This is a genomic window from Streptomyces sp. NPDC019531, assembly GCF_044903305.1.
GTDB lineage: Bacteria > Actinomycetota > Actinomycetes > Streptomycetales > Streptomycetaceae > Streptomyces.
In genome coordinates this window covers 119,467-132,353 of sequence record NZ_JBJDQL010000017.1, presented here as the reverse complement: position 1 = coordinate 132,353, position 12,887 = coordinate 119,467, and the positions used below count along the sequence as shown (strand labels likewise).

Annotated in this window: 12 protein-coding genes; 9 read left to right on the top strand and 3 right to left on the bottom strand. The window is 67.8% G+C overall.

Annotation, left to right across the window (positions count from 1 at the left end):
* Positions 1-269: 269 nt before the first annotated feature.
* The 3 genes from nrdR to ACI2L1_RS21380 all read left to right on the top strand — a co-directional run bounded on the left by nrdR (position 270) and on the right by ACI2L1_RS21380 (position 4,755).
* Complete coding sequence (gene nrdR / locus ACI2L1_RS21390; protein WP_404740916.1) at positions 270-845, top strand: transcriptional regulator NrdR; 576 nt, start codon at positions 270-272, stop codon at positions 843-845.
* A gap of 164 nt (positions 846-1,009) precedes the next feature.
* Positions 1,010-3,910, top strand: a complete 2,901-nt coding sequence (locus ACI2L1_RS21385; protein ID WP_404740915.1) for a vitamin B12-dependent ribonucleotide reductase — start codon at positions 1,010-1,012, stop codon at positions 3,908-3,910.
* 143 nt (positions 3,911-4,053) lie between these two features.
* The gene (locus ACI2L1_RS21380) at positions 4,054-4,755 is read left to right on the top strand and encodes a DUF6215 domain-containing protein (RefSeq protein ID WP_404740914.1); all 702 of its coding nucleotides are present in this window, start codon (positions 4,054-4,056) and stop codon (positions 4,753-4,755) included.
* A 4-nt stretch (positions 4,756-4,759) separates the two neighbouring features.
* Here the strand turns inward: ACI2L1_RS21380 and ACI2L1_RS21375 are convergent, their stop codons facing one another.
* Entirely contained in the window at positions 4,760-5,284 is a 525-nt protein-coding gene (locus ACI2L1_RS21375; RefSeq protein WP_404740913.1) for a TerD family protein, read from the bottom strand.
* A 148-nt stretch (positions 5,285-5,432) separates the two neighbouring features.
* Here ACI2L1_RS21375 and ACI2L1_RS21370 point away from each other — a divergent pair, with 148 nt between their 5' ends.
* From ACI2L1_RS21370 to ACI2L1_RS21360, 3 genes are all read left to right on the top strand, one after another.
* A complete protein-coding gene (locus ACI2L1_RS21370; RefSeq protein WP_404740912.1) occupies positions 5,433-6,038 on the top strand; it encodes a YdbC family protein in 606 nt (201 codons plus the stop codon).
* 119 nt (positions 6,039-6,157) lie between these two features.
* The gene (locus ACI2L1_RS21365) at positions 6,158-6,817 is read left to right on the top strand and encodes a histidine phosphatase family protein (RefSeq protein WP_404740911.1); all 660 of its coding nucleotides are present in this window, start codon (positions 6,158-6,160) and stop codon (positions 6,815-6,817) included.
* Between the two features lie 12 nt (positions 6,818-6,829).
* Positions 6,830-7,735, top strand: a complete 906-nt coding sequence (locus ACI2L1_RS21360) for an ADP-ribosylglycohydrolase family protein (RefSeq protein ID WP_404740910.1) — start codon at positions 6,830-6,832, stop codon at positions 7,733-7,735.
* A gap of 276 nt (positions 7,736-8,011) precedes the next feature.
* On the opposite strand, the gene ACI2L1_RS21355 is transcribed toward ACI2L1_RS21360, so the two are convergent.
* Positions 8,012-9,559, bottom strand: a complete 1,548-nt coding sequence (locus ACI2L1_RS21355; protein WP_404740909.1) for an MFS transporter — start codon at positions 9,557-9,559, stop codon at positions 8,012-8,014.
* Positions 9,560-9,746: 187 nt separating this feature from the next.
* On the opposite strand from ACI2L1_RS21355, the gene ACI2L1_RS21350 reads away from it, so the two are divergent.
* The 3 genes from ACI2L1_RS21350 to ACI2L1_RS21340 all read left to right on the top strand — a co-directional run bounded on the left by ACI2L1_RS21350 (position 9,747) and on the right by ACI2L1_RS21340 (position 11,863).
* On the top strand, positions 9,747-10,370 hold the full coding sequence (locus ACI2L1_RS21350) for a TetR/AcrR family transcriptional regulator (RefSeq protein ID WP_404740908.1): 624 nt from the start codon (positions 9,747-9,749) through the stop codon (positions 10,368-10,370).
* Between the two features lie 81 nt (positions 10,371-10,451).
* On the top strand, positions 10,452-11,153 hold the full coding sequence (locus tag ACI2L1_RS21345; protein ID WP_404740907.1) for a ribonuclease HII: 702 nt from the start codon (positions 10,452-10,454) through the stop codon (positions 11,151-11,153).
* 68 nt (positions 11,154-11,221) lie between these two features.
* Positions 11,222-11,863 carry a hypothetical protein gene (locus ACI2L1_RS21340; protein ID WP_404740906.1) on the top strand — a complete coding sequence of 214 codons (642 nt, stop codon included), beginning with the start codon at positions 11,222-11,224 and terminating at the stop codon, positions 11,861-11,863.
* A gap of 238 nt (positions 11,864-12,101) precedes the next feature.
* Here the strand turns inward: ACI2L1_RS21340 and ACI2L1_RS21335 are convergent, their stop codons facing one another.
* On the bottom strand, positions 12,102-12,734 hold the full coding sequence (locus tag ACI2L1_RS21335; protein ID WP_404740905.1) for a hypothetical protein: 633 nt from the start codon (positions 12,732-12,734) through the stop codon (positions 12,102-12,104).
* Positions 12,735-12,887 lie beyond the last annotated feature (153 nt).

The window sequence follows — 12,887 nt, the reverse complement described above, 5'->3', positions numbered from 1 at the left end:
CGCATGAGTCGCAGCGATACGGCTGTGCGCGGTGTTGGTCCGCGGACGGTGTGGCCGTATGGCACATGCCAATACCTGCGCGACACGCGCGTACGGCGTGTACGTAGTGCCGATCCCTACATGTAGTGCTTGGATTGCTACAGCAGCCCAGAAGTTGTGGTCCCCCGGGTCTCCGCGCCCGCTGCGATCGCCTATGCTGGGGGCTGCTTCGAGGGGCCCATGGGGCTCAGCGAGGCTATTGAGTCTGCTGTGAGGAGGGTTGGACGTTCATGCACTGCCCCTTCTGCAGGCACCCCGACAGCCGCGTCGTCGACAGTCGTACGACCGACGACGGCACGTCGATCCGCAGGCGCCGTCAGTGTCCGGACTGCTCCCGTCGTTTCACGACCGTGGAGACGTGCTCGCTGATGGTGGTCAAGCGGTCCGGAGTCACCGAGCCTTTCAGTCGTACCAAGGTCATCAACGGTGTGCGCAAGGCATGCCAGGGACGGCCTGTCACCGAGGACGCGCTCGCCCAACTCGGCCAACGGGTCGAGGAGGCGGTGCGGGCCACCGGGAGTGCCGAGTTGACCACCCATGACGTGGGACTGGCCATACTCGGCCCGTTGCAGGAGCTTGATCTCGTCGCGTATCTGCGATTCGCCTCCGTCTACCGGGCGTTCGACTCGCTCGAGGACTTCGATGCGGCCATCGCGGAACTGAGGGAACAGACGGGACCCCCCGCCGCGGACGACGAGGACCGCGGAGGGGCTGCGGACGGCGAGGAAGCCGTCGCGGGGAGCCAGGAAGACGATCGCGGGCCCGGCGGGACTCAAGTCCCCGAGCCCGCCCGCGCCGCCGACTGATCGGCGGGCCGGACCGGGGCTTTGGGGGCCGGGCCGGCCGGACGGCGGCGATCCAAGACCTGTTGCGGGCGGTAGCGAGTGGGTGCCCGCAGCATCAGACAGAACACCGTGTCACGGGAACATCGTGGCACTTCAGGGCGTTTTAGCCCGTACAGGGAGGCGGCATGACAGAGACGGCGAGCGGTCCGGCACGGAGTTCCCGCGCCAAGGGCACCAAGGCGGCAGCGAACAAGGGCCTGCGTATCGAGCGCATCCACACCACCCCCGGCGTACACCCGTACGACGAGGTGGCGTGGGAGCGTCGTGACGTCGTCATGACCAACTGGCGCGACGGCTCTGTGAACTTCGAGCAGCGCGGCGTCGAGTTCCCCGACTTCTGGTCGGTGAACGCGGTCAACATCGTCACCAGCAAGTACTTCCGCGGTGCCGTCGGCACCCCGCAGCGCGAGACCGGCCTCAAGCAGCTGATCGACCGCATCGTGAAGACGTACCGGAAGGCCGGTGAGGACTACAAGTACTTCGCCTCGCCCGCCGACGCCGAGATCTTCGAGCACGAGCTGGCGTACGCCCTCCTGCACCAGATCTTCAGCTTCAACAGCCCTGTGTGGTTCAACGTCGGTACGCCCCAGCCGCAGCAGGTCTCGGCCTGCTTCATCCTGGCCGTCGACGACTCCATGGAGTCGATCCTCGACTGGTACAAGGAAGAGGGCATGATCTTCAAGGGCGGCTCCGGCGCCGGCCTGAACCTCTCCCGCATCCGCTCCTCCAAGGAGCTGCTGTCCTCGGGCGGCAATGCCTCCGGTCCCGTCTCCTTCATGCGCGGTGCCGACGCCTCCGCAGGAACGATCAAGTCGGGTGGCGCCACGCGTCGCGCCGCCAAGATGGTCATCCTCGACGTCGATCACCCCGACATCGAGGACTTCATCGAGACCAAGGTGAAGGAAGAGGAGAAGATCCGCGCCCTGCGCGACGCGGGCTTCGACATGGACCTGGGCGGCGACGACATCACGTCCGTCCAGTACCAGAACGCCAACAACTCGGTCCGTGTGAACGACACGTTCATGAAGGCCGTCGAGACGGGCGGCAAGTTCGGCCTGACGTCCCGCATGACCGGCGAGGTCATCGAAGAGGTCGAGGCCAAGGTCCTGTTCCGCAAGATGGCCGAGGCCGCCTGGGCCTGTGCCGACCCGGGCATCCAGTACGACGACACCATCAACCACTGGCACACCTGCCCGGAGTCCGGCCGTATCAACGGCTCGAACCCCTGCAGCGAGTACATGCACCTGGACAACACGTCCTGCAACCTCGCCTCGCTGAACCTCATGAAGTTCCTGAAGGACGACGGCAAGGGCAAGCAGTCCTTCGAGGTCGAGCGGTTCGCCAAGGTCGTCGAGCTCGTCATCACCGCGATGGACATCTCCATCTGCTTCGCGGACTTCCCGACGCAGAAGATCGGCGAGAACACGCGCGCGTTCCGCCAGCTCGGCATCGGCTACGCCAACCTCGGCGCCCTGCTGATGGCGACCGGTCACGCGTACGACTCCGACGGCGGCCGCGCGCTCGCCGGTGCCATCACCTCCCTGATGACCGGCACGTCCTACAGGCGCTCCGCCGAACTCGCCGCGGTCGTGGGCCCGTACGACGGCTACGCCCGCAACGCGCAGCCGCACCTGCGGGTCATGAAGCAGCACGCGGACGAGAACACCAAGGCCGTCCGCATGGACGACCTGGACACGCCGATCTGGGCCGCCGCCACGGAGTCCTGGCAGGACGTGCTGCGCCTTGGTGAGAAGAACGGTTTCCGTAACTCCCAGGCGTCCGTCATCGCCCCGACCGGGACCATCGGTCTCGCGATGTCCTGCGACACCACCGGTCTTGAGCCCGACCTCGCGCTGGTCAAGTTCAAGAAGCTGGTCGGCGGCGGCTCGATGCAGATCGTCAACGGCACCGTTCCGCAGGCCCTGCGTCGCCTGGGCTACCAGGAGGAGCAGATCGAGGCGATCGTCGCCCACATCGCCGAGAACGGCAATGTGATCGACGCTCCCGGCCTCAAGCACGAGCACTACGAGGTGTTCGACTGCGCCATGGGTGAGCGTTCCATCTCCGCGATGGGCCACGTCCGCATGATGGCCGCGATCCAGCCGTGGATCTCCGGTGCGCTCTCCAAGACGGTCAACCTGCCGGAGACGGCGACCGTCGAGGACGTCGAAGAGGTCTACTTCGAGGCCTGGAAGATGGGCGTCAAGGCGCTCGCCATCTACCGCGACAACTGCAAGGTCGGCCAGCCCCTCTCCGCCAAGACCAAGGAGAAGGAGAAGACCGAGGTCACGGAGAAGGCCGAGGCGACCATCCGCGAGACGGTCGAGAAGGTCATCGAGTACCGCCCGGTCCGCAAGCGCCTCCCCAAGGGCCGCCCCGGCATCACGACGTCCTTCACGGTCGGCGGCGCCGAGGGCTACATGACCGCCAACTCCTACCCGGACGACGGTCTCGGCGAGGTCTTCCTGAAGATGTCCAAGCAGGGCTCCACCCTCGCGGGCATGATGGACGCCTTCTCCATCGCGGTCTCCGTCGGTCTCCAGTACGGCGTGCCGCTGGAGACGTACGTATCGAAGTTCACCAACATGCGCTTCGAGCCGGCCGGCATGACGGACGACCCGGACGTGCGGATGGCGCAGTCGATCGTCGACTACATCTTCCGTCGTCTGGCGCTGGACTTCCTGCCCTTCGAGACGCGCTCCGCGCTCGGGATCCACTCCGCGGAGGAGCGCCAGCGCCACCTGGAGACCGGTTCGTACGAGCCTTCCGATGACGAGGTCGACGTCGAGGGCCTGGCTCAGTCGGCGCCGCGCGCACAGGAACTGAAGGCTGTCGCCACGCCTAAGGTCGAGGTCGAGGCGGCCAAGCCGGCTCCGCAGCAGGCGCACACCAGCGCCGAGCTGGTGGAGATGCAGCTGGGCATCCAGGCCGACGCACCGCTGTGCTTCTCCTGCGGTACGAAGATGCAGCGGGCCGGTTCCTGCTACATCTGCGAGGGCTGCGGCTCGACCAGCGGTTGCAGCTGATGTGAACTGACCGTTCCAGGGCGGTGCAGCCGGATAACGGCTGCACCGCCCTCGGCCTTTTCCGTTTCTCCACAAGGAGATCGCGAGTTAGGCTCCCCCAGCGCACGACCGGCGCGAACAGCAGTGTGGGGGACACGGGGAACATGGCTGAGCAGCAATTCGCCGATGCCGCGAACAGTGTGAGGCGGCCCGAGAAGGGTTCGAGTGAGTGGGCCCAGGCCATCGCGGCGCTGGTGGTGGTCGGGGGTCTCGGGGCTCTGGTGTTGTCAGGAATCTTTCAGCAGGATTCCGGCGACCCCGAACCGGCCGCGTGTCACTCCTCGGATGAGACCCGGCCGTCGAAACCCGTCTCCGGAGCGCAGCTGTGCATGGCGCTGAACCGCGCCGACCTGCCCGCGCTGCTCGGCACCCCGACCGAGTACGCGATGAACGCCAGCGGCAACGAGGGCGAGAGCACCTCCGCCGACGGCACCAAGAGCGTCTCACCCGAGGCGGAGGTCCAGCTGGACACCTACTCGGTGAAGCTCTCCACGTCGGACGACGACGTCGCGGTGGCCGACATGGCCGACTTCCTGGGGAGCTCCGCGCAGACCCGGACGATGGACGGTCACCCTGCGGTCCTCTACTCGGACCGGACCATCGCCTTGACCTTCACGGGCGACAAGATCGACACCGGTCCCGGGGGTATCGCCCGCAGCCTGCTGGTCGCCAGGGACCCCAAGGATGGCGGCGGCTTCTTCGAAGTGTCCATATGGCGTCAGGACGACGTGGTGCCCGATGACCTGGCACTGCTCCGCGTCGCCGAGACGGTGCTGCCGACGGTCCCGGGCTGGACCGCCGGCTGACGCGTCACGCCCGGCCCATGCTCCGGGTGAACGTGGCGGGGTCGTCCTCGAAGCCGCTGATCCCGGGATGGAAGTCCCAGCTACCGGATTCCTGGCGTACGAACTCTCCGACCGTCGCCGCCGTCGCGCCGAGGACGCCCCCGAAGTCGTCCTCGGCCAGGACCGTGTAGCCCTCGCGGATCCGCAGAGCGGGATTGATCACGCCGACGAAGGTGCGGTGCGCGGAGCGCTGCTGTATGACGGCGCCGACCACCACGCGCGTGTACCGGGCGTCCAGACGGTCGAGTTCGAGGGTCATGACCTCGTCCCAGCCGAAGCCCTTGCCGTCCTTGCTGTCCCGGTCGAGGTAGATGGTGCCGTCGGGGGACCGGCTGTCGAAGTGCACCACATAGGCGGGATCGCCGTGCGGATCACCCGCCACATAGGTCGCGGCGACGATGTCCAGGTCGGTGGCCGGCTGCCCGGCCGGACTCGGATCCCACTTGAGTGCGACTTCGACCTTGCGGATCCCCTTGTTGATGCCGCTCACCAGACGTCCCCTTCCCCCTGCGTCCACGGCCCGAACTGCCGGTCGGGCAAGACCGGTTGTCCATCCTGCCATGCGTGTCTGTCAGTTGTGGGTCGGCTCTGCCGCCGAGGGTGACCGGCGCCACGCTCCGTGGCCTTACGATGGCGCGGTGCTGGTCAAGTGGATTCGCTGCACCGTGGTGGACCGCCGCGGCTTCGAGCGGGGGCAGCGAAAGTGGGCGGGGCTTCTGGGAGAGCCGGGGTTTCGGGGACAGGGTGGAGGGTGGAGCCGGGGGCGGCAGGGTGTGGCGCACATTTTCTCCTTCTGGGAGAGCCGTTCCTTCTACGACTCCTTCATGGCGCGTTCCCATGATCGGCTCGCGGCGGCTCAGTCAGGCACGTTCAAGGACATCCAGGTCAAGCTGTTCGACTACCGCTTCGACGTGAAGACGGGCTTCGAGCCCCGTTTCACCGACGCCGACCTGGTGCGCTTCGCTCACTGCCGTGTCCACGAGGAGCGGGCAGAGCACTTCACGCTGATGCAGGAGAAGGTCTGGAACCCGGCGATGGCGGGGTCGCCCGGGATGATTCGTGGACTGTTCGGCGAGGCTCCAGGGCATGAGTTCCTGGTGCTTTCCATGTGGCGATCGGCCGCAGAGCACGGCAAGTACCGCACCGAACGGGTGGAACGGCTCGCCTTGCGCGCCCAGACCGAGGCCGACGTAGCGGCCCTCACAGGCGACCTCGTGGACCTCGAACCGGCCTGGACAGTTTGAGATCCGGACCCGCTATACGTGTTCCTCTATGTGGCTCGTGGTGCGGAAACTGTGTGACCTACGCCGTATGGAGCCCGTCCGAGTGCTCGATATGCCCCCACTCGATCTAGGGTTTTGGCATGGCACGACCACGGCGCATCGTCCTTGTCCGGCACGGGGAGTCAACGGGCAATGTTGATGACACCGTCTATGAACGCGAGCCCGACCACTCCCTGGCCCTGACGGAGCAGGGTTGGCGGCAGGCAGAGGAGACCGGTAAGCGGCTGCGCGACGTGTTCGGCCGTGAACGCGTCAGTGTGTACGTCTCCCCCTACCGCCGTACACACGAGACGCTCCGCGCCTTCCATCTGGACCCCGAGCTCATACGGGTGCGCGAGGAGCCTCGGCTGCGGGAGCAGGACTGGGGAAACTGGCAGGACCGCGACGACGTACGTCTCCAGAAGGCGTACCGGGACGCCTACGGGCACTTCTTCTACCGGTTCGCCCAGGGCGAGTCGGGGGCCGACGTGTACGACCGGGTCGGGGGCTTCCTGGAGAGCCTGTACCGCAGCTTCGAGGCGCCCGACCATCCGCCGAACGTCCTGATCGTCACGCACGGCCTGGCCATGCGGCTGTTCTGCATGCGCTGGTTCCACTGGACGGTCGCGGAATTCGAGTCCCTGTCGAACCCGGGGAACGCGGAGATGCGGATGCTTGTTCTCGGGGAGGACGACAAGTACGCGCTTGACCGGCCCTTCGAACGCTGGCGAGATCCGGAACCGTACGGGAGCAGCGACTAAAGTGGCACCTTGATGACCGCTGACTCCTCCGCTGACGGGCGCCTGGACCGCGCTCTGGCCAGTCTGCGTGGCCTGGCCGTCGGAGACGCGCTGGGCTCCCAATTCTTCGTGCCGGTGAACTACCCCCTGCTGAAGAACCGGGAGCTGCCTCCCGATCACTGGCAGTGGACGGACGACACCGAGATGGCTTGCTCCGTGGTGGCCGTCCTGGCCGCTCACGGCCGCATCGACCAGGACGCCCTCGCCCACTCCTTTGCCGATCACCACGACTTCGACCGGGGCTACGGTCCCGCCGTCAACCGCCTGCTGCGGCTGGTCCGGGAGGGCGGTGACTGGCGCGAGCTCGCCGCGGCCCTCTTCAACGGGCAGGGCTCCTGGGGCAACGGCGCCGCGATGCGCATCCCGCCCCTCGGCGCGTACTACGCGGACGATCCGGAGCAGGCGACCCACCAGGCAGAGATCTCGGCTTATCCCACGCATCAGCACCGTGAGGCCGTCGTCGGCGCCATGGCCGTCGCGGCGGCCGCCGCGCTGGCCGCCGACCCGGGCGGTCCGCCCAGCCCCGGCGCCCTTCTCGACGGGGTCATCGCGCTCGTCCCGAGGAGCGCCGTCGGGGCGGGGCTGCGGCGGGCCCGGGACATGCTCGACTACGGCGACGCCTCGACCGTGGCGGCCGTGCTGGGCTGTGGGCGCCGCACGACGGCCCACGACACCGTGCCGTTCGCGCTGTGGTCGGCCGCCCGGTCCCTGAGCGACTACGAAGAGGCGTTCTGGACGACCGCACAGGTAGGCGGCGACGTGGACACGACCTGCGCCATCGTGGGCGGTGTGATCGCCGGCGCGAAGACCGGGGCGCCGCCCGCCCATTGGGTGGAGCGGACCGAGGCCTACCCGGAGTGGCTGCGGTCCTCGGTCTAGGAATTCCGTCGGTCCAGGAATTCCGTCGAAACTCTCTGTGCATGCCGGGAACTCTGCGTGACCGTGCGTGCGTTGTCGTGGCAGTTGCTGTGCGGCGGAAGAGCCGCCGCACGCGGACGTCGCGCGAGAGACGCAGGGGGTGTGGCCATGGGGTTGTTGTCGGTGCTCGCCGCCTTGCTGGTGGTGTTCGTCGCGCGGATGGTCGGACCAGCGTTCTCGCCGTCGATCCCCCGAACCCGGCCCGGCCGTCCGCGGCTCATCGTGAGCCTGGTTCCCTCAGCCGAGGCCCGGCCCCGCCGTGCCGGCGAGCGCCTCCAGGTCGCTCTTACGGACCTTGATCACCAGCCAGGCGGTGACCAGAGCGAGTACGGCCATGGAGGCGGCCGCGACGAAGCCTGTCGAGATGCCCTGGGCGAGCACCTCGTGTCCCCAAGGGGCGGGCAGCTGGTGCGTCTTCGCGAACTCCGCCTTCTGCTCGACCGAACCGTCGGACATGAACTTCGGCAGCTGCTTCTCCGCCTCGTCCTTGCTGGCCGACCCGAACACCGTCGTCAGGATGGACAGGCCGAGCGAACCGCCCACCTGCTGCGTGGTGTTGAGCAGCCCGGAGGCTGCGCCGGCCTCGTGCTGGGCGACGCCGGAAACTGCCGTGATCGTCAGTGTCACGAAGTTCAGGCCCATGCCGAAGCCGAAGATCAGCATGGGGCCGAGAACTCCACCGACGTAGGAGCTGTCGGAGCTGATGAGGGCCTGCCAGGCGAGCCCGGTGACCGCGAGTGCCGAGCCTGTGAGCATGAACGGCTTGGGGCCGAGCACCGGCAGGAACCGCTGCGAGAGGCCCGCACCCAACGCGATCACGACGGTCACGGGCAGAAAGGCGAGTCCGGCCTCGATCGGGCTGTAGTCCAGTACGTTCTGGACGAACAACACGATGTAGAAGAACATCCCGAACATCGCGGCAGCGAGACTCAGCATGATCACGTACGTGCCCGAGCGGTTCCGGTCGGCGAACATCCGCAGGGGAGTGATCGGCTCCTTGGCACGCGACTCGATGAACGCGAACGCGAGCAGGAGCACCACTGCGATGCCGAAGGACCCGATGGTCAGGCTGTCGCACCAGCCCTCGTCGGCGGCACGGATGAACCCGTAGACGAGCAGGGCCATGCCTCCCGTGGAGGTCAGGGCGCCCGCGATGTCGAAGCGGCCGCTGTGGCGCTCGGACTCGCTGATGTACAGCGGGGTCAATATCGCGATCAGTACGCCGATCGGCACGTTGACGAAGAGCACCCATCGCCAGTCGAGCCACTCGGTGAGCATGCCTCCCGCCAGCAGGCCGATGGCACCGCCACCCGCGGAGACCGCAGCGAAGACGCCGAAGGCCCGATTCCGCTCGGGCCCTTCGGGGAATGTGGTGGTGATCAGCGCCAGCGAGGTGGGCGACGCGATCGCGCCGCCCACACCCTGCAGGACGCGTGCGGCCAGGAGTTGCCAGGGTTCCTGGGCGAGTCCGCCGAGCAGCGAGGCGAACGCGAACAGCAGGATGCCGGTCATGAAGACCCGGCGGCGCCCGAGGATGTCACCTGCCCGGCCGCCCAGGAGCAGCAGACCGCCGAAGGTGAGCGTGTAGGCGCTGACGACCCATGTGAGGTCGGTGGTGCTGAACTTGAGAGCGTCTTGAATGTGCGGCAGCGCGATGTTCACAATCGTCGCGTCGAGTACCACCATGAGTTGGCAGGCGGCGATGACGGTGAGCGCGATGCCGGGACGTCCTTCCCGGCGGGCCGCACCCGGTTTCTGATCTTTGATCAACTGAGAGGTTGTCACTATGGGTCCCCCACGGGCGCGTTAGTGAACGGTGGCGTTCACTGTTGCGTCAACGGTAGTGAGTCCCGACTAGTGAACGCAAGCGTTCACTTAAGTTTGTCGGCGCGCGGTTTATCCCCCTGTGTCGCCGCGCGGCGTCCCTCCTGTCCCCGGAATTCCCGCTTCTCTGTTCGTTGGAGACACTCAGATGGTTACCTCGCGCTGGACGGCCGCCCCCGCTCAGACGGCCTCCCTGCGCCGGCGCGGCGCCGTGCTGGAGCGTGCGATCCTCGACGCCGCACTGGAGCAGCTCAGTACGGTCGGCTGGAACGGCCTCACGATGGAGGGCGTCGCCGCCGGAGCCCAGACCGGCAAGGCTGCGGTCTATCGTCGCTGGCCGTCCAAGGAGGACCTCGTCGCGGATGCCCTTCGGGCCGGACTGCCGCGCTTCGACGAGGCGCCCGATCTCGGCGGTGTGCGCGAGGATCTGCTCGAACTGTGCCGGCAGGCACGTGAGGCGATGTTCTCGCGCCCCGGCTTCGCACTGCGTGCAGTCATTCACGAATGCGACCAGTCCCAGGCGGAACGCTTCCATGCGGTGATCTTCAACGGGGTCGTGGAGCCGAGTGTCAAACTGCTGCGCGAGATCATCACTCGTGGAATAGAGCGGGGTGAGGTGCGTCCGGACGCGGCGAGCGACTACGTCTTCGATGCCATCCCCGCAATGATGATGTATCGCTCAAAGATGCGCGGCAGCGAATGGAGCGACCGTGATGTCGAAGAGATGATCGACCAGTTCGTGCTGCCGCTGCTGCGGCCGAGTCGTCCGTGACCACCGCCCGTGGGAGTTCCGGCACCGGTCGCAGAACCGGGGTGTCGCAGGGTGATCCGGTCGGCGTAGGCTAAGGGCGCCATGCCGTACGAACCGCCTACTCACGCCGTCGAGCGCTCCCTCCGCGCCACGACCGGAGCGAAGATCATTGCCGGTGTCGACGAGGTGGGGCGAGGTGCCTGGGCCGGCCCGGTCACCGTCTGTGCGGCGATCACCGGACTGCGCCGACCGCCCCAGGGCCTCACCGACTCCAAGCTGCTCAGCGTCAAACGCCGGAACGAACTTGACGAGCAACTGCGGAAGTGGGTGACGTCGTACGCTCTGGGGCACGCGACTCCGCAGGAGATCGACGATCTTGGGATGACGGCAGCTCTGAGGATTGCCGCCGTGCGCGCCCTGGAGTCGCTCCCGGTCCGCCCCGATGCGGTGATCCTCGACGGGAAGCACGACTATCTAGGGACGCCCTGGAAGGTTCGGACTGTGATCAAGGGTGACCGGTCGTGTGTGGCGGTCGCGGCGGCCTCGGTGATCGCCAAGGTTCAGCGCGACAAAATGATGGCCGAACTGGGTATCGACCATGCAGACTTCGGGTTCGCGGCCAACGCCGGGTATCCCTCGCCTGTGCACAAGGCCGCGTTGGAGGTACGGGGACCCACTCCGTACCACCGGTTGTCGTGGGCTTATCTTGATGCGCTGCCCCAGTGGCGGCACCTCAAGAAGGCCCGCAGCTGGGCGGACGGAAGCGTTCGGGAGATCGAGGGTCAGCTCGGCTTCGATTTCTGACGTCCCGCTCGCACCTGATGTGCCACCCGCCGACGCGAGCCGTACCAACGTTTGATAAATATCAGCTCATGCCTCTCATTCCCGAGGAGCCTCAGATTCACGAGAGTGCCCAGGGTCCCCGCGCCACTCCGGCCAGCGGCCGTATCGCGCCGACCCCCCGTCCCGTACCCGGTCCACGCCCTGCGGCTTCGCCGCGCCCCGGTCGTCCCGGCCCGCTGCGGCCCGCGCCGCCGGTGCAACGGACGCCGCACGACGTGGCCAAGCCCGGACTGCCGGGCCCCACTGCCCCCGCCGCCTCCGCTCCGACTCAGGCTTCGGCGACCCCGCAGATCCAGCTCATCCCGGCCTCGGCCGCCGGTGCGCTCGACGCTGCCGAGGAAGCCGTCGACCTCCTGCTGGACTCGGGCCGCGCCCCCGGTGACGTGCTGGTGATCACCACCGGCGAACAGCATCCGTGGGCCGCCCATGAACTGTCCTTCGGTGAAGCCGCCTACTGGGCGCAGCATGACGCCGGTGACGACGTGTTCTACGCGGACGCCACCGCGGTCTCGCGTGCCGTGTCCCGTCCGGTGGTCGTGGTCGCCGTCAACGGCGGTTCCGCCGCCGCTGCCGCCGACGTTCTGCCCCTGGCCCACGCCCGGGCCGGAGCCCTGCTGATCGTCTGCGGTGACCCGCAGCAGATCAACTCGGTACTGGGCGCAGGCGTCTGAGCCGGTTCTGGTGCGTTCGGGGGGACGCCCGGGGATGACGAAAGGTGCCGCCTGCGCGGCACCTGCACGGCGGGCGTTCTCGCATGCCCGCGTCGGCGCCGTTGCCCTGCTCCCGATCTGCCTGTCCCGGGATGTGCTCGCCCCGCGTGCAGGGTGTTACCACGACATCGTGGGTCTGGGTGGGCCGTACGTCGGGGACGTACGGCCGAGCAGCGGCGATGGAGGGTGGTCTCGGCTCTCAGCGAGCCGCTGCGCGGCGCAGGACCTCCGAGGCGGCACCGCCGGTGCGCGGCAGCAAGGGCGGTGACTCGGACGTGGCGAAGGGCTCCGGCGCGGAGTCCGCGTTGGGGCGGCGTCCGCCACGTCCTTCACCGAGTACCTGCCAGCCGTCACGTGTCAGCGTGATGTATGCCCCGCATCGCAGCCCGTGCAGGGTGCAAGCGTCACGCAGGCCCCACATCCACGCGCCGTCCTCCTCCGTCCAACGCGCGTCGCCCGCACGGCAGTAGAGCAGCACCGCGGTGCGTACCGGGGTGCGGCGCCGGAGGTCGTGCGGGATCACCCGGCGCAGCTGTGCGAGCAGCGTGTTCCGAAACAGCCAGCCGTCGGCCGGTGCCTGGCGCCGCGTGAACGAGGCGCTCGCGCACAGCCGTTCGTCCGGGTCGAGGACCGCCACGATCGCGGTCGCCGGTTTGGGATGGTGCCGGGAGTGCAGGCCGCTGACGACCTCGCGCGGATTGCGCAGCAAGGGGATACCGGCCTCGGCCCACTCGGCGGGTTCGAGCAGACGGGCCAGAGGGTTGGCGGATGCGGCGGACAGGTCGGCTGACGACGTGGACGCCGCGGAGGACGGAGCGAATCCGAAGGTCACGGTCCTCCCTTCGGCTACGCGCCCATACTTCGGGCGGGGTCGGGTTCGGGGGAGCGCGCACCGCAGCAGAGCCCTACCGGTCCACGGACGAGCCGTGCGGGGAGCGGACCTCAATTCTTCCTGCCGAACTTGGTTGCGGCAACGAGCAATTGG

Excerpts from the sequence above, each read along its gene's own strand:
- nrdR (WP_404740916.1), top strand. The coding sequence starts at position 270 with ATGCACTGCCCCTTCTGCAGGCACCCCGACAGCCGCGTCGTCGACAGT.
- ACI2L1_RS21385 (WP_404740915.1), top strand. The coding sequence starts at position 1,010 with ATGACAGAGACGGCGAGCGGTCCGGCACGGAGTTCCCGCGCCAAGGGC.
- ACI2L1_RS21380 (WP_404740914.1), top strand. The coding sequence starts at position 4,054 with ATGGCTGAGCAGCAATTCGCCGATGCCGCGAACAGTGTGAGGCGGCCC.
- ACI2L1_RS21365 (WP_404740911.1), top strand. The coding sequence starts at position 6,158 with ATGGCACGACCACGGCGCATCGTCCTTGTCCGGCACGGGGAGTCAACG.
- ACI2L1_RS21360 (WP_404740910.1), top strand. The coding sequence starts at position 6,830 with ATGACCGCTGACTCCTCCGCTGACGGGCGCCTGGACCGCGCTCTGGCC.
- ACI2L1_RS21350 (WP_404740908.1), top strand. The coding sequence starts at position 9,747 with ATGGTTACCTCGCGCTGGACGGCCGCCCCCGCTCAGACGGCCTCCCTG.
- ACI2L1_RS21345 (WP_404740907.1), top strand. The coding sequence starts at position 10,452 with ATGCCGTACGAACCGCCTACTCACGCCGTCGAGCGCTCCCTCCGCGCC.
- ACI2L1_RS21340 (WP_404740906.1), top strand. The coding sequence starts at position 11,222 with ATGCCTCTCATTCCCGAGGAGCCTCAGATTCACGAGAGTGCCCAGGGT.